The sequence below is a fragment of the Lysinibacillus sp. NPDC097279 genome, assembly GCF_044761745.1.
Taxonomy (GTDB): Bacteria; Bacillota; Bacilli; order Bacillales_A; family Planococcaceae; genus Lysinibacillus.
On sequence record NZ_JBIWDA010000003.1, the window covers coordinates 303,157 to 318,404 of the forward strand.

The 15,248-nt window shown below is 39.7% G+C and carries 13 protein-coding genes and 1 riboswitch; of the genes, 10 read left to right on the forward strand and 3 right to left on the reverse strand.

What is annotated here, in order from left to right:
- A partial coding sequence (locus ACIQ1H_RS15160) for an S-layer homology domain-containing protein (protein WP_402889824.1) occupies positions 1-1,483 on the forward strand: 1,483 nt, incomplete at its 5' end.
- A gap of 144 nt (positions 1,484-1,627) precedes the next feature.
- Here the strand turns inward: ACIQ1H_RS15160 and ACIQ1H_RS15165 are convergent.
- From ACIQ1H_RS15165 to ACIQ1H_RS15175, 3 genes are all read right to left on the reverse strand, one after another.
- A complete protein-coding gene (locus tag ACIQ1H_RS15165; protein ID WP_402889825.1) occupies positions 1,628-2,179 on the reverse strand; it encodes a hypothetical protein in 552 nt (183 codons plus the stop codon).
- A gap of 34 nt (positions 2,180-2,213) precedes the next feature.
- Positions 2,214-3,155: a threonine ammonia-lyase gene (locus ACIQ1H_RS15170; protein WP_402889827.1), complete on the reverse strand. Its 942-nt coding sequence runs from the start codon at positions 3,153-3,155 to the stop codon at positions 2,214-2,216.
- A gap of 150 nt (positions 3,156-3,305) precedes the next feature.
- On the reverse strand, positions 3,306-4,415 hold the full coding sequence (locus ACIQ1H_RS15175; protein WP_402889828.1) for a GGDEF domain-containing protein: 1,110 nt from the start codon (positions 4,413-4,415) through the stop codon (positions 3,306-3,308).
- Between the two features lie 163 nt (positions 4,416-4,578).
- Here ACIQ1H_RS15175 and ACIQ1H_RS15180 point away from each other — a divergent pair, with 163 nt between their 5' ends.
- The 9 genes from ACIQ1H_RS15180 (at position 4,579) to ACIQ1H_RS15220 (ending at position 15,108) form a co-directional block, all read left to right on the forward strand.
- On the forward strand, positions 4,579-5,010 hold the full coding sequence (locus tag ACIQ1H_RS15180; RefSeq protein WP_402889830.1) for a YwiB family protein: 432 nt from the start codon (positions 4,579-4,581) through the stop codon (positions 5,008-5,010).
- On the forward strand, positions 5,010-6,677 hold the full coding sequence (argS, locus tag ACIQ1H_RS15185) for an arginine--tRNA ligase (protein ID WP_402890036.1): 1,668 nt from the start codon (positions 5,010-5,012) through the stop codon (positions 6,675-6,677). Before ACIQ1H_RS15180 ends, argS begins: the two co-directional genes overlap by 1 nt.
- A gap of 217 nt (positions 6,678-6,894) precedes the next feature.
- On the forward strand, positions 6,895-7,284 hold the full coding sequence (locus ACIQ1H_RS15190; protein ID WP_173478648.1) for a MerR family transcriptional regulator: 390 nt from the start codon (positions 6,895-6,897) through the stop codon (positions 7,282-7,284).
- Entirely contained in the window at positions 7,277-8,779 is a 1,503-nt protein-coding gene (locus tag ACIQ1H_RS15195) for a class I adenylate-forming enzyme family protein (RefSeq protein ID WP_402889832.1), read from the forward strand. Before ACIQ1H_RS15190 ends, ACIQ1H_RS15195 begins: the two co-directional genes overlap by 8 nt.
- 2 nt (positions 8,780-8,781) lie before the next feature.
- Entirely contained in the window at positions 8,782-10,449 is a 1,668-nt protein-coding gene (locus ACIQ1H_RS15200) for an acyl-CoA dehydrogenase family protein (RefSeq protein ID WP_402889834.1), read from the forward strand.
- 267 nt (positions 10,450-10,716) lie between these two features.
- A riboswitch (cobalamin riboswitch) is annotated at positions 10,717-10,901 on the forward strand.
- A 207-nt stretch (positions 10,902-11,108) separates the two neighbouring features.
- Entirely contained in the window at positions 11,109-12,077 is a 969-nt protein-coding gene (locus ACIQ1H_RS15205) for an ABC transporter substrate-binding protein (RefSeq protein WP_402889836.1), read from the forward strand.
- Entirely contained in the window at positions 12,074-13,075 is a 1,002-nt protein-coding gene (locus ACIQ1H_RS15210; RefSeq protein ID WP_402889838.1) for a FecCD family ABC transporter permease, read from the forward strand. Before ACIQ1H_RS15205 ends, ACIQ1H_RS15210 begins: the two co-directional genes overlap by 4 nt.
- Positions 13,072-14,532, forward strand: a complete 1,461-nt coding sequence (locus ACIQ1H_RS15215) for an adenosylcobinamide amidohydrolase (RefSeq protein ID WP_402889839.1) — start codon at positions 13,072-13,074, stop codon at positions 14,530-14,532. Before ACIQ1H_RS15210 ends, ACIQ1H_RS15215 begins: the two co-directional genes overlap by 4 nt.
- A gap of 12 nt (positions 14,533-14,544) precedes the next feature.
- The gene (locus ACIQ1H_RS15220; protein WP_139860146.1) at positions 14,545-15,108 is read left to right on the forward strand and encodes a cob(I)yrinic acid a,c-diamide adenosyltransferase; all 564 of its coding nucleotides are present in this window, start codon (positions 14,545-14,547) and stop codon (positions 15,106-15,108) included.
- Positions 15,109-15,248 lie beyond the last annotated feature (140 nt).

Sequence of the window (15,248 nt, forward strand, 5' to 3'; positions counted from 1 at the left end):
AAGTTACAATTCCTCAAAAACCATTACATTTAACGAAGGTACTGCAACACTAAATGGTATTCCGTTTGTGAGTGGGATGGCTGTGGACGCGGAAGGTTCATATGTACTTGTTGTTACGGATAACGCTGGTAATACGACAACCATTACATTTTCCATCGATAAGACCGCGCCATTTGTCAGCGGTGTAGCGGAAGGAGGAAGTTACAATTCCTCAAAAACCATTACATTTAACGAAGGTACTGCAACACTAAATGGTATTCCGTTTGTGAGTGGGATGGCTGTGGACGCGGAAGGCTCGTATGTGCTCGTTGTTACGGATGACGCTGGTAACTCAATTACCATCACATTCAGTATCAATAAAACAGCTCCGATTAAATATACAGTAAAATACGACGGAAATGGAGCAACGGGTGGACAAGCACCAGTCAATAGTCAAACTTATGAAAATGGACATAGCGTTACAGTAGCTGATAATACTGGCAATCTAGTGAAGACTGGTTTTACGTTTAGTGGTTGGAATACAAAAGCAGATGGTAGTGGGATAAGCTATATCGCAAATAACACGTTTACTATTAACGCCTCGAATATTACGCTGTATGCCTTGTGGAAAGTTAATCGTTATACATTATCATTTGAATCAAATGGAGGCAGTGGTGTCACTACTCAGAATGTATCATACAACGGAAAAATAACAGAACCGACTGCACCGACGAAACTAGGTTATACATTTGGTGGATGGTATAAAGAAGTTACGCTTATTAACGCGTGGGATTTTTCAAAAGATACGGTAGTAGGGAATACAACGCTATATGCGAAGTGGATAGAAAATAGTTCATCAGGGGGAAGTGGTGGTGGTTATATTCCCACGCCAGAAACAAAACCAGATCCTAAACCAACACCTACACCAGAAATCCCAGTAGAACCAGAAAATCCTATCCAACCTGAAGTGCCAGAAAATCCAACGCCAACTATAACATTCAGTGATATTTCTACAAACTGGGCAAAAGAAATGATTGAGGATATAGCAATGCGTGGAATAATCAATGGTTATCCAGACGGAACTTTCCGTCCAAATGATGCAATTCAGCGTCAGCATGTTGCAATTATTATCGCTCGTGCCTTTGCGTTAGTGCCAAGTCGCGAGATAACGCCATTTAATGATGTTGCAGCAAATCATCCATACTATGAGGGCATTATGAAGTTGCAGCAGGCAGGAATTATAGACGGGTCCAATGGATTCTTCCATCCAAGTGAATCATTAACACGAGCGCAATTGGCAAAAATCATCGTGTTGGCATTTGGATTAACTTCAGAGGGGACAAGTCATTTCGAAGATGTTCCTGCAACACATTGGGCTCATAATTATATTGCTATTCTCGAAGATTATGGAATTGCGTTAGGGGATAATGGCAGTTTTAGACCGAATGAACCTGTCACACGTGCGCAGTTTGTTGCTTTCTTATACAGAGTGCTTCATTTGTGATAACCACTCGTTTGGTCGTAAAGGCATTATTCCTTTTAGTAAATTTTGATAAAGCTGAAAGGCGAAAGAGCATCCACAGTTTTCATTGTGGATGCTCTTTTAAGTTACCTAAAAAAAGTGAGTAGGTTTAGCGATGAGCTAGCCTTATTTGTTTGTAAATTTTTTGGGTGCCTGACACTTGAGGTAATTGTATTTTTCAGCCATGCCATTTAAAGTTTGTGTTCGTGTATCTTGTTGTCTTAACGTCAAGTATTGATGTGCGCTGAGCAAAACTGCTTGAAGAAAGTCATATTCGTTGCAAACACCCTTAGTGATTTTCCCCGTACCATGCTTTGACGAAAAAATGACTAAATGATTTGGCTTCGTAATAATTTTTTCTAAAGTCCATTGAATATTATTCAATGATATAGCAGTTTCACCAAATCCATCTTGTAAATAATCAATCACCATCGTTAAAAACCCTGGCCATATTAAGTCACAATCATCCCAATCAAACAACGACGTAATTTGAACACCATCAATTTCCACAATAATAGCACCATGTAAAAAATGACCTTTACTTTGCGTTAGATTTTTTGAGATAATCTGTAGCGCATTTTTACTTTGAATACTAGTAAATTCATGTTGGAGCTGTTCAACCGTATGTGAATAGAAACTTTTTGTTTCGATTGCAATAAATGTATCAATTTTAATCATATAGCTCACCTTCGTACTTTAAATGATAGCCCCCTTATAAATTGTGTAATTGATTTAATCCCACATTGCCGCCTGAAATAAGGAAGCAAACATGATCGTTTTTAGTAATAGGTAAATTCCCTTGAAGAGCGGCCCCGATTCCAATAGCAGAGGAGGGCTCAGCCAATATTTTGCCTGCTTCTAGCAATGTTTTCATCCCATTTTCTATAGAAGCCTCGTCTACACGAACAATGTCATCGACAAGTTTTTGAACAATCGGGAAGTTTCGCTCACCAGGTTGTAAAGGTAAGAGTGCATCTGCCAAAGATTTTTGCTCTTTTAAAAGTAATCTTTCACCAGACTTTATACTTTCTGAATAACGTGAGACGACAGCTGGTTCTGCCCCAATTATTTTGACATGAGGAGCTAAAGCTTTTATAGCAGTGGCGACCCCACTTATTAGCCCACCCCCACCAATAGGCACAACGAGTGCATTTACTTGAGGGAGTTGTTCTAATATTTCTAATGCTACCGTTCCTTGGCCAGCCATAATGTCATAATCATCATAAGGGTGAATAATGGCATAACCGTGTTCTAAACTTAGTGCTTCCGTAATTAAATGCCGTTCTGCCAGTTTACATTGAACAACGTTTGCACCTAGCGCTCGAATACCTTCAACTTTTATACTTGGTGCTGTCTCTGGTAAAACAATTGTTGCTGGAATATTTAATAGTTTCGCTGCGAAGGCAACACCTTTTCCGTGATTGCCAGAGGAGGCCGCAACAACGCCATGCTGTAATTGTTCAAGTGGCATCGACAACAGTTTATTAAGAGCACCACGTAATTTAAAGGAATTCGTTTTTTGCATATTTTCGGCTTTTATCGAAACGTTGCAATTTAACAAATCGTCAAGTCCGTGTAAGCGAACGACAGGCGTTTGGTAAATATAAGGTGCAAGTTTAATTTTGGCGGCTTGGATTTTTTCAACGGTTAACATGAGCACTCCTCATTTCTATTAATAGGTAGAAAATTCTGATAAATCATAATATAAATGTAGTGTTAGAGTAAATAACTGTCAATAACTATTAGCAAAATGCTAAGAGAATCTGCGTAGTTTTGTAGATTCTCTTGGCAGTAAATCAAAATATTAGTTTTCATTGTCGAATTTGATGTTATTAGCATGTAAGACTTGATTACCACCTGATGCTTTTATATCAGCTGTAACTTGTGCGGCGATAATGGAAAGCTCATCAAACGCTATACCGTTATCAGGACTTGAGCTAATACCGATCGACACTGTTAATGGCGTAGTTTGCTCTGTATTAATGTTGAAAGAATGAAGTGCAATTTTATGTCGCAGTTTCTCAGCGTGATATAGAGCGATGGCTGGAGGAGCATTTTTTAATATAATATAAAATTCCTCCCCAGCAACTCGTGCGGCAATACCGTTTATAGCTTCTACGTAGTCATTAATAATCGTGGCGAGTTGTTTAATAACCCCATCACCCGCTAAATGTCCATACTTGAAATTAATTTCTTTCATATCATCGACGTCAAAATGTAGCACTGAAAAATTGTCCGTTTCTAAAACCATTCCTTGCGCAAATGAACGAATTGCTAAATTATTTGGAAGCTGTGTTAAATAGTCTTTTTCTTTAAGATGATAAGTTAGCTGTACTTTTTCACTTGTCGCTTGTAAACGTTTAATAACAGCGAAAATTGAAAAAAATGTAAAAAGAGCGTAGGCTATAAATCCAAAAATAATCTTCAACTTTAGAATCGCTGGCAAAGTAACAATTAATACTAGCATTACCGTGATTTCAATCGTCAAGCTATAAAAATAAGCTGTTAATGTGTGAAAAGAAATGGGCTTTTTAGATGCCAAAAGTGCAAGGGCAATAGAAACCACGAGTAAATTAATATTTGATAAACTTGTGATTGAGAGTATGGCTTGTGTAGGGATGATGATTAAGCTTCCTATTGCCATTATTATGCCACTTATAACAATCGACCACGGACCACCGATAAGTCCACTAAAGAGAAGCGGTACAATATGGATGTTTATAAGTGTTCCGTTCAAATAGTTTAACGAAATGCCACTTAGTATAAGACCTGTCAGACCAAAAGAAATACCCACTAAAATGGGCTTGAAATCTTTAATTAATGATTGTCTTCGAGCCGGATGAGTAAACGGCCAATACGTTAAAATGATTAATGTAAAGGTAATACAAAAGCTGACAAAAATGTGAAGTAACATCTATAATAGTAGTTCCTTTCTCGAAGATCTATAAATAATAGTAAATCTTTTCCCTTTGTCTGCCAATGCTTTAAAACAATACTCACTTCTATCTTGAAAAAAAGTAGACATTTAACCTATAATAAAAAGGTTATAGTAAAAAGAATAAAAGGGAGCGTCCATGATGGTGAACGAAGAAAAATCGCAGGTGAACATTAAGCTCATTTCGACGATTCGTCCGATTGATGGGGAGTCCGAAACCCTTGAAATGTGGTTAGATGGGCAGCTTATAAGTAAAGCAGATTCCCTATATTTAAAATATGAAGAGGTGCAGGATGAAAAAACAATCCGCACGACGATGAAGTTAGACAAAGAACGGGCACTTATTATGCGCGCAGGAGCAGTGAAAATGCGCTTACCACTCAATATTTTTGAACAACAAATAGGCCATTATGAAAGTGAATTTGGTTCAATGCCACTCGTGACGCAAACGAAAAACATGTTATTTACTAGACATGAAATGCGCGGAGATTTTCATGTGCAGTATGATTTACTAATGGGTGGACAAAATGTTGGCAATTATACATTAGACATTACATTTACGGAGGTACAATGATGAACGCAGTAGAACAAGTACAACAAGCCATTAAGACGGCGATTGCACAGGCTGTTGAAAAAGCTGGCTTAGTTGAAGCTGGCACAGAGTTAACGATTCACCTTGAAACACCTAAGGATAAAGCAAACGGTGATTATGCAACAAATATTGCAATGCAATTAACGAAATTAGCTAAAAAGCCACCGCGTGCAATTGCTGAGGCAATTTTAGAAAACTTAGAAACTACAGGTACTGATATCGAAAAAATTGAGATCGCAGGTCCTGGCTTTATGAATATTACTGTCCGTAAAGATTTCTTAGCAGGTGTTGTAACAGCAGTCCTTGAGCAAGGTGCGGATTATGGACGCTCAAACGCAGGAGCTGGTGAAAGAGTACAAGTAGAGTTTGTGTCAGCAAATCCAACTGGCGACCTTCATCTAGGTCATGCACGTGGAGCATCTGTAGGGGATTCATTGTGTAATGTTTTAGATATGGCTGGCTATGCAGTATCTCGTGAATACTACATTAACGATGCAGGTAATCAAATTAATAACTTAGCTTACTCTCTAGAAGCACGTTATAAGCAAGCTTTAGGTCTTGATGCAGATATGCCAGAAGATGGCTATCACGGTCAGGATATTATCGATATTGCTGGTAAATTAGCGAGTGAGCATGGGGATTCGATTTTATCAAAATCTGATGAAGAGCGTTTTGCATTTTTCCGTCAACATGGTCTAGCATTAGAATTAGATAAATTGAAAACAGATTTAGCGAACTTCCGCGTTAATTTTGATGTATGGTATTCTGAAACATCATTATATGAAAACGGAAAAATTGAAGTGGCGTTAGATAAATTAAAAGCGAATGGTCATGTTTTTGAGGAAGAGGGCGCTACTTGGTTCCGTTCAACAACATTTGGTGATGATAAAGACCGTGTATTAATAAAAAATGACGGTTCTTTCACTTACCTTACACCAGATATCGCATACCATGAAGATAAAATTGTTCGTGGCTTCGATAAACTAATTAACATCTGGGGCGCTGACCACCATGGCTATATCCCACGTATGAAAGCGGCGATTCAAGCGCTTGGTTATGATCGAGACACACTTGAAGTAGAAGTAATTCAAATGGTTCAGTTATATAAAAACGGCGAGAAATTTAAGATGTCAAAACGTACAGGGAATGCTGTAACGATGCGTGAGCTTGTTGAAGAAGTTGGACTAGACGCTGTGCGTTACTTCTTCGTGAAAACAGCAGGTGATTCGCATATGGACTTTGACCTTGATTTAGCGGTATCCCAATCAAACGAAAACCCAGTCTACTATGCGCAATATGCGCATGCGCGTATTTCTTCAATTTTACGTTCAGCAACTGAACAAGGCTTTGCGGCTTCCACAGCGAACTTAAACCTGTTAACTGCTGAAAAAGAGATTGATTTATTGAAAAAAGTTGGTGATTTCCCGAAAGTCGTAGCGGATGCAGCAAAACACCGTACACCGCACCGTATCGCTAACTATATTCAAGAAACGGCAGCTGCATTCCATAGCTTCTATAATGCTGAAAAAGTATTAGATGCTTCGAATAAAGAGCTAACAGAAGCACGTTTAGCACTAATTACAGCTGTACGTACTACTATTGCTAACGCATTACGTCTAATCGGCGTATCTGCACCAGAAAAAATGTAATATACTTTTTATCACCCCGACACAATCATGTGTCGGGGTTTTTTTATGTCGGTGGACGTGTTTGCGTGCCTGACACTTCAAAAATTCTGAATTGTTTGCGTGCCTGACACGGCTAACCTTCTTTATGTACTTAATTTTCTGTTTATTTCTATTTTTCTGTTGAAGTTTACGTTAACGTAAATGATATACTGATGAAAATTGTGAAGGAGGAGCTGGTTTGAAAACGATTCAGGAGGTAGCAAAGCAATTTAATGTTTCTACACGTACTATTCGCTATTACGAGGAGCTTGGGCTTCTATGTCCTCATCGTTCAGCAACGAATCAACGTACCTTCTCAAAAAAAGAAATGGCGAAGCTCAAACTTATTTTTAGGGGAAAGCGTTATGGTTTCTCATTAGAAGAAATCAAGGAAATGGTATTGCTTTTTGATTTTGATCGTTCAGGAATGCAACAACTGGAACGTACTGTGGCATATGGCGACCAAAAAATACAAGAAATTGATAGTAAAATAGCTGAGCTTACACAAATGAAAAATGAATTACTGCAATTACATGGCATGTTTAGTGAAAAATTATTAACTTTAAAGGGAGAGATGCACGATGAATAGTTCAAATTTGTTAGCACGTAATGCCCGAAAATATGCTGAAAAAGAAGCTGTTGTTTGTCATGGAAGAAGAGTGACTTATCGTGATTTAGATGAGCAAGCTACTCGCCTCGGACACGCTTTAATAGAACTGGGCATTCGCCAAGATGATAAAGTCATTATTTTTATGCCAAATGTTGTAGAGTTTGTCGTTAGCTATTTTGCAATTCAACGTATTGGTGCAATTGTCGTTCCTGTCAATGCTAAATTTACATTGCAGGAGGTAGAGTATGTTGCACAGCACGCCGAGGCGAAAGCTATTTTAGTGCACGAAGCTATTTTTGCTGCCGTCGAGCACCTTCATAGTGTGCCTTTAAAAATTAAAACAGGACATGTGGAGGCGGGGTGGCTTCAATATGAGACATTAATACAACATGCCAGTTCACAACCAATTGATTGTCAGCTAAATGAAGACGATGCATCCACAATATTATATACATCTGGCACAACAGGAAAACCGAAGGGTGTCCTTTTTAGTTATCGAAATATTTTAACTGTAGCCCAAATGATTGCAGTAGAAATGGAAGTAAAACCTACAAGTCGCATTCTCCTTATGATGCCGTTAACGCATTCCGCACCATTACATTTATTTTTAATGGCAGGCGTCCTTGTTGGCTCCACAATTGTATTAACGCCAACATTCACACCAGATTTATTGCTAGATTCGATTGAACAAGAAAAAACAACACACTTTTTCGGAGCGCCTGTCGCTTATTTATTAACAGCCGAAACGAAGAGATTGCAAACAGCGGATTTATCTTCGATGAAATGGTGGGTTTACGGAGGTGCACCTTTATCACAAAATGAAATTCACTATATACAAAAAGCCTTTCAAACGGAAAATCTGACATGTGTTTACGGATTAACAGAGGCAGGCCCAAGTGGATCTTTAATGTTTGGAAATGAACATGATTCGAAAGCGGGAAGCATCGGTCAGCGTGCACCACTTGGTACAGAGCTTCGTATTATTAACGACAATGGGGAAGATGTCGGTGTGAATGAAGTAGGTGAAATTGTGTTATTCGGTGAAGGCAATATGATGGGCTATTACAGGGACGAAGTAGCAACAAAGGCAGCGTTTATCGATGGATGGCTGAAAACAGGCGATTTAGCTCGTAAAGATGAAGACGGCTTTGTGTGGATTGTGGATCGCAAAAAAGATGTTATTATTTCGGGCGGTGTTAATATTTATCCGAAGGAGATCGAGGATTTACTTTTAAGCTACGAAGGTATTTTTGAGGTAGCGGTAATCGGTGTCCCTCACCCGCAGTGGGGGGAAACCGTAAAGGCAGTGTATGCTACAAAAGCGGAGATAGATGAAAACGAACTTAAAATGTTTTTAGAGGAGCATCTAGCAAAATATAAAATTCCACGATTATTTGAACGAGTGGAAGCGCTACCACGAAATGCATCTGGCAAAATATTAAAACAATCGTTGAAGGAACAAGAGGTGAGATAAGGATGAAAGTGTTACAGCAAGATGCAAATCGCACAACTAACTTTTTCACGGAAGATGAGACATTACACAAACTATTAGAAATGATGCTAGATAAAGAGCTTTTAGACTATGCTAAACGGGAGTTAGAGGATTTTGGCGAGCTTTGTGCAAATGATATTGACGTAAGAGCGAAGCATACGGATAGAGAGGGAGAACCGCGGCTGCAGCGTTATAATGCGTATGGCGAGGAAATAGCGCAAATTTGGGTCAATGAAGGCTACAAAAAAACGGTTGAAGAGACATATAACACAGGGATTGTTGGCTATGTGCATAAAGAAATTCCCCAGTTAGGGAAGAAGGGGAATTATGTGTACAGCTTTGCGCAAGGTTATTTATTGTCACATGCAGAGCCTGGCTTCTATTGTCCAGTAACTTTGACGATGGCAACCGCCTATTTACTAGATCATTATGCGAGTGATGAGGTGAAGAATAGGTTTTTACCACATGTTTGTGCAACAGGAGATCGAGAGCTATATGAGGGAGCAACATTTTTAACGGAGCGGCAAGGCGGGTCAGACGTCGGGGCAAATGTGGTAGAGGCTGTTCAAGACGGTAATCACTATCGGTTGTATGGAGAGAAGTACTTTGCATCAAATGTAGGGATGTGTGGTGTGGCGATGGTATTAGCGCGCATCGAGGGAGCTTCAGCAGGTTCCAAAGGGTTAACATTATTTGCTGTACCTTGGCGTCAAGATGATGGAACGGTTAATCACCTCCGCATTCGTCGTTTAAAGGATAAGCTTGGTGTCAGAGCAGTGCCATCCGGTGAGGTGGAATTTGATGGTGCACTAGCATATGTCGTTGGTGAACAAAATAAAGGAATTTATTATATGTTAGAGGCACTTAACTTATCTAGAATTTGTAACGCTGTTGCCTCCATTGGCATTATGCGTCGAGGCTATTTAGAGGCGAAGCATTATGTATCAAATCGAAATGCGTTCGGGCAGCCTTTAATTCAATTTCCAATGATTCAAGATACATTAGGGAAATATGCGGCAAAGCTCCATGTAGAAGTTGCTACTGTTTTTGATCTTATTCAGTTGTATGACAAAGTAACGAGTGGACAGGGCAGTGAGCAGGACATCATTCTTAATCGTTTGAATATCGCCATCATGAAAAAGGAAACAGCTGAACAGGCGGTGCATTATGCAAGTGAAGCAATTGAATTGCATGGAGGAAACGGCTATATCGAGGATTTTGTAACGCCACGTTTACTTAGAGATGCTCAAGTACTTACGGTGTGGGAAGGGACTGCTAACATTTTAGCGCTAGAGCTCATTCGCTTAGTAGATAAATTTCAGGCCCACGAATTATTTGTTCGTGTGATGCAGGAGCGCTTGTCGAAGTTAACAGATTGTTCATTGGTACAAATCGTAAGGGAACAACTGAAGAAAATCGAAACAACATTGCAAACTTTTAGCGCGTTGGATGAAGCTACGAAATCGTACGAGGCAAAGGGAGTAGCCAAAAAAATGGCTCATCTATACGAAAGTGTAGTGGCAGTCGAATGGGCAGCGAAGTTTGGCGGCAAGTATGAAAAGCTAGCTGATATTTATTTAGAAGATACATGGGCATTACGCCAGATCGGTGCACCAATGAAAACTGTTCAATATTTTGCGGATATTGTGTAGAGAATAGTTCTTGTGCCAGGCACGCAAACTATTCCGAAAATTCTAATTGTTGAACAAAGAAAGACTCACGTACACTTCTGCGGGAACGCACACAGTATAAGACGTAGCATTCCAGCTTACGGTGTGCCAGGCACGCAAACAATTAAAGAAATTGTTTGAAGCGGAAAGCACATGCACGCATTGGAAATCAATAATTATAAAAAAGAGACGCTAACTTAAGGTCTCTTTTTTTATCGTTATCTATTTCGATTTTCATGTATAATAAAATCAACTGAATATTATAAAGGTTCTTTACTAAAGTAAAGTGAAAAGGGAAATCGGTGTAATTCCGATGCGGTCCCGCCACTGTAAGTGTGAGTTTTTTCTATCAATGCCACTGAAATTTTTTTGGGAAGGCATGAAAAAGCATTTGAAGCACGAGCCAGGAGACCTGCCTTTATAGAACGATACATTGCAGCCTACGAGGATAGGATGGTGGTTTTTTGTGCAAGCACCGCCTCTCGTTATGATGACGAGGGGATTTTTTATGTTTTAGAAAGCTAATGACGATAATAATTGAAAATAAAGGCGAGAGTTCGAATAATGAAATACCTACATAATATCGATCATGCAACTGAACAGAGCTGAAACATGCACATACAATCTAAGGAGGTTTCACAATGAAAAAATATTGGAAGTTAGGTTTATCCGCATTTTTAGCAATGGGCATTTTAGTGGCTTGTGGACAAGAACCGAAAGACGACAGTACTGCGTCAGAGCAACAGGAGCAACAAGGAACAAATCAGCTAGAGGAAGCAACATTCCCGCTAACAATGACAGATGCTACTGGCAAAGATATTGTACTGGAGGCACCGCCTGAGCGAATCATTTCGCTTATTCCAAGTAACACAGAAATTTTATTTGGACTTGGCTTAAACGATAAAATCGTTGGCGTAAATGATTATGATGATTATCCACCAGAGGTAGCTGACAAGGAAAAGGTCGGCAGTATGGAATTTAATATTGAACAAATTATTGCTTTACAGCCAGATATCGTTTTTGCGCATGAATCAGGTATAGCTTCTTTAGGTGGAGCTAAGGATCAGCTGGAAGCTGCGGGTGTAAAAGTATTTGTTGTAACAAACGCACGTGATTTTAATGAGACATATACGACGATTGAGCAATTAGGTCGCGCCACTGGTAAGCTACCAGAGGCAGAAAAAATTATTGCCAATATGAAAGCGAAGGTTGAAGAAATAGAAGCAAAATTGCAGGATGTACAACCGAAGAAAGTCTTTGTAGAAACGTCAGATGAACCAGAAATTTATACACCTGGCAAAGATACGTTTATGCAGGAGATGCTAGAAATGATTCATGCAGAAAATATTGCAGCTGATACGGATGGCTGGTTCAAAATTGATGCGGAACAAATCATTACAAAAAATCCAGATGTTATCGTAGTCACTTATAATTATGTGCCCGATATTTTAACGAAAATTCCACAACGTGCAGGCTTTGATACAATTACAGCTGTAAAAAATAAAGCGATTGTACAAGTAGATGAAAATATGACAAGTCGTCAGGGCCCACGTTTAGCAGATGGGCTTGAAGAGTTAGCGAAAGCCATCTATCCTGAGGCTTTCGAGTGAGAAAAACAGCTTTTGCCTATGTAACAGCCATTACGTTACTTATCGTTAGCATCTGGTGTGGCGTATCAATAGGCTCGGTTCATATTCCGGTAGAAGTACTTTGGAATAAAGCGGCAGATGAAACTGCTGCCAATATTTTATGGAAAATTCGGTTGCCACGAGTATTACTTGCAGGCCTTGTAGGAGCATCATTGGCAATTGCGGGAGCAGCCTTTCAAGGGTTGTTAAAAAATCCGTTAGCAGACCCATATACGCTTGGGGTCTCTTCAGGCGCTTCAGTTGGCGCTGTTATGACATTGTTTTTTGGCATCTCTCTACCCGTGGTCGGTTTGTATGTATTGCCAACGCTCAGTATGATCGGAGCAATCCTTACGATGGTAGCAGTGATGAGCTTTGCCAGAATAGTAGACCGTTCTCTAAAAATGGAGACACTAATTTTAACGGGGGTTATATTTAGTTCGTTTTTAGGCTCGCTTATTTCATTAATGATAGCGTTATCAGGTGAAGAGCTCCGCCAAGTGATAGGTTGGTTACTCGGCTCGGTATCAATGCGTGGATGGCCGTATGTACAAATGATTACCCCATTTGTTGTCATTGGCTCTGTTATTTTGTGGACGCAAAGACGTGAGTTAAATGTTTTGCTTTACGGAGAGGAACGAGCGAAGCATTTAGGTGTCAATGTAAAGCGTAGCAAATATTTAATTTTAGTAGGAGGCTCAATGCTTACTGGGGCGGCAGTTGCTGTTTCTGGAACAATCGGCTTTGTCGGTTTAGTTGTGCCGCATATGACCCGCATGATTTGGGGGTCAGATCACCGTCATTTACTGCCGCTATCGTTTTTAAATGGGGCAACTTTACTTATCATTTGCGATTTAGTGGCGCGTACGATCATTATTCCACGTGAGCTACCGATAGGTGTTATTACGGCATTTATTGGTGCACCTGTCTTTTCTTATATTTTTTATAAGCAGCGTAGAAGCAAGGGGGTACGTGTATGATTATCGTCGAACATCTATCAGGTGGCTATGAGGACATCCCAATCGTCAAGGATGTAAGTTTTACGGTAGAAAAGGGGAAAGTCCTTGGTATATTAGGACCGAATGGTAGTGGGAAATCAACATTGTTGAAAGTAATTAGTGGCATATTACCAGCGACAGCAGGAACGGTTTCATTGGATGGTAAAAATATTAAAACGTACAGTCCGCGCGCGCTGGCAAAAAAGATGGCTGTCCTACCACAATTACATGCCAATGCATTTTCCAATACAGTGCGTGAGGCAGTATCACTTGGTCGTTATCCACATCAAACTGGATTTTTTTCTCAGTGGTCAGAAAGAGATGAGCAAGCGGTTCAATATGCCATGGAGCAAACGGGCGTCACACGTTACGAACATACATCAATGGAGTTTCTATCAGGCGGTGAGCAACAACGAGTTTTTGTAGCTCAAGCTTTAGCGCAGACAGCGGAAGTATTATTGTTAGATGAGCCGACAAATCATTTAGACATTGCTCATCAACGCCAAATTTTAGATATGGTGCGCAAGGAAGCCATTGAATGTGGTTTAACCGTAATTATGGTGTTGCATGATATGAACTTAGCCTCCCTCTATTGCGATGAATTATTATTAATGGAAAGTGGCTGTGTACATGCTTTAGGTGAACCACATAAAGTATTAATAGCCTCCCAAATTGAGGATGTCTACAAGGCAAGAGTGACAACATACGCCCATCCAGAAATACCTAAACCGCAAATTACCATCATGCCATCATCAAGTGAATATCAGCAACGAGCAATCATTGTGAAAGAAGATTTTAAAGTAACAACCGATTATATCCAGCTAAAATCAACTGTTCCGTTAAAAACAGTTTCTTCAGCTGTCCATAATCCTGGAATAGGGTGGTATGACTGCCTATTAAATCGCTCTGTACCAGGAGATTATGTCGTTAGTGATGTGAAACAAGAGGTCACAGATTTTTTACAAAGAGAACATTTTTCAGCAACTAGCACAGTAGTCATGCTAACTGCTGTTCCTACACAACTCTATGCACTTAATGAATATAGCACTTCTTTCGGTAGTGTGTTTGTCGTTGTCACGGCGGGTGTTGGAAATGCTGTTGATGTCTCTCGCACACACGAAAGACAGGATACGCCATATATTGGTACTATTAATACGTGGGTCATCATCAATGGTTGTTTATCAGAAGAGGCGTTTTTCCAAGCATTGATGACTGCAAATGAAGCAAAAACAAAGGCATTGCAAATGGAAAACATTCGCGATCACCGTAGCGATACAATAGCAACAGGTACTGCGACAGATAGTTTACTTATTGCGGCAACGCAAAAAGGTGAGGAAATGCGCTATGGTGGGCCGATTACAGATGTCGGTAAAATCATTGGTAAAGGTGTTTATGAGACGACGATTCAAGCAATACAAAATTATAAAAATCAAGCATAGGAGTGAAGTGGGATGAAACTTTACACGAAAACAGGCGATACGGGGAAAACAAGCTTAATTGGAGGGCGTGTAGACAAGGATAGTTTACGTGTTGAAACATACGGGGCAATTGATGAATTAAATTCTTTTATCGGCAAGGCAGTGAGCGAATTAGATCGCGAATTATTTAAAGACATTTTAGTTGATTTAGAAACAATTCAACATGAGCTTTTTGATGCAGGTGGTGACTTGGCCAATGTTATGAAGGAGCGTCATTATAAGCTTGCTGAAGCGCCGATTGAAGTATTGGAGGCACGTATTGATGCATTATCTGATGAAGCGCCACCATTAGAGCGATTCATATTACCAGGAGGAGCTCCTGCAGCTGCAACTTTACACATTGCGCGAACTGTTGCCCGCCGCGCAGAGCGTCAAATGGTAACGCTTATGAAAGAAGTGCAAGATGTACCGACTATTGTGCAAAAATATTTAAACCGTTTGTCAGATTATTTATTTGCTGCTGCACGTGTTGTGAATGCTCGTTTAAATTTACCTGATATTGAATATATTCGTAGTGGGAAAGTGTTTAAAAAATAAGGCAAGAACAGCGGTAATACGTGTCTAGAGCTAAAGAGCTAGAATAATCTTACTTTTTAAAAAATATTTTATAATGACCTTTTTACAGAGAACGTTAGTAATTGTACGAAAAAAAGGTAGTTACGATAAAATAAAATACA

What these genes read in the sequence shown, in the direction of transcription:
- ACIQ1H_RS15170 (WP_402889827.1), bottom strand. Translation starts at nt 3,155, where the DNA reads ATGTTAACCGTTGAAAAAATCCAAGCCGCCAAAATTAAACTTGCACCT.
- ACIQ1H_RS15220 (WP_139860146.1), top strand. Translation starts at nt 14,545, where the DNA reads ATGAAACTTTACACGAAAACAGGCGATACGGGGAAAACAAGCTTAATT.
- argS (WP_402890036.1), top strand. Translation starts at nt 5,010, where the DNA reads ATGAACGCAGTAGAACAAGTACAACAAGCCATTAAGACGGCGATTGCA.
- ACIQ1H_RS15215 (WP_402889839.1), top strand. Translation starts at nt 13,072, where the DNA reads ATGATTATCGTCGAACATCTATCAGGTGGCTATGAGGACATCCCAATC.
- ACIQ1H_RS15205 (WP_402889836.1), top strand. Translation starts at nt 11,109, where the DNA reads ATGAAAAAATATTGGAAGTTAGGTTTATCCGCATTTTTAGCAATGGGC.
- ACIQ1H_RS15165 (WP_402889825.1), bottom strand. Translation starts at nt 2,179, where the DNA reads ATGATTAAAATTGATACATTTATTGCAATCGAAACAAAAAGTTTCTAT.
- ACIQ1H_RS15200 (WP_402889834.1), top strand. Translation starts at nt 8,782, where the DNA reads ATGAAAGTGTTACAGCAAGATGCAAATCGCACAACTAACTTTTTCACG.
- ACIQ1H_RS15175 (WP_402889828.1), bottom strand. Translation starts at nt 4,415, where the DNA reads ATGTTACTTCACATTTTTGTCAGCTTTTGTATTACCTTTACATTAATC.
- ACIQ1H_RS15180 (WP_402889830.1), top strand. Translation starts at nt 4,579, where the DNA reads ATGGTGAACGAAGAAAAATCGCAGGTGAACATTAAGCTCATTTCGACG.
- ACIQ1H_RS15195 (WP_402889832.1), top strand. Translation starts at nt 7,277, where the DNA reads ATGAATAGTTCAAATTTGTTAGCACGTAATGCCCGAAAATATGCTGAA.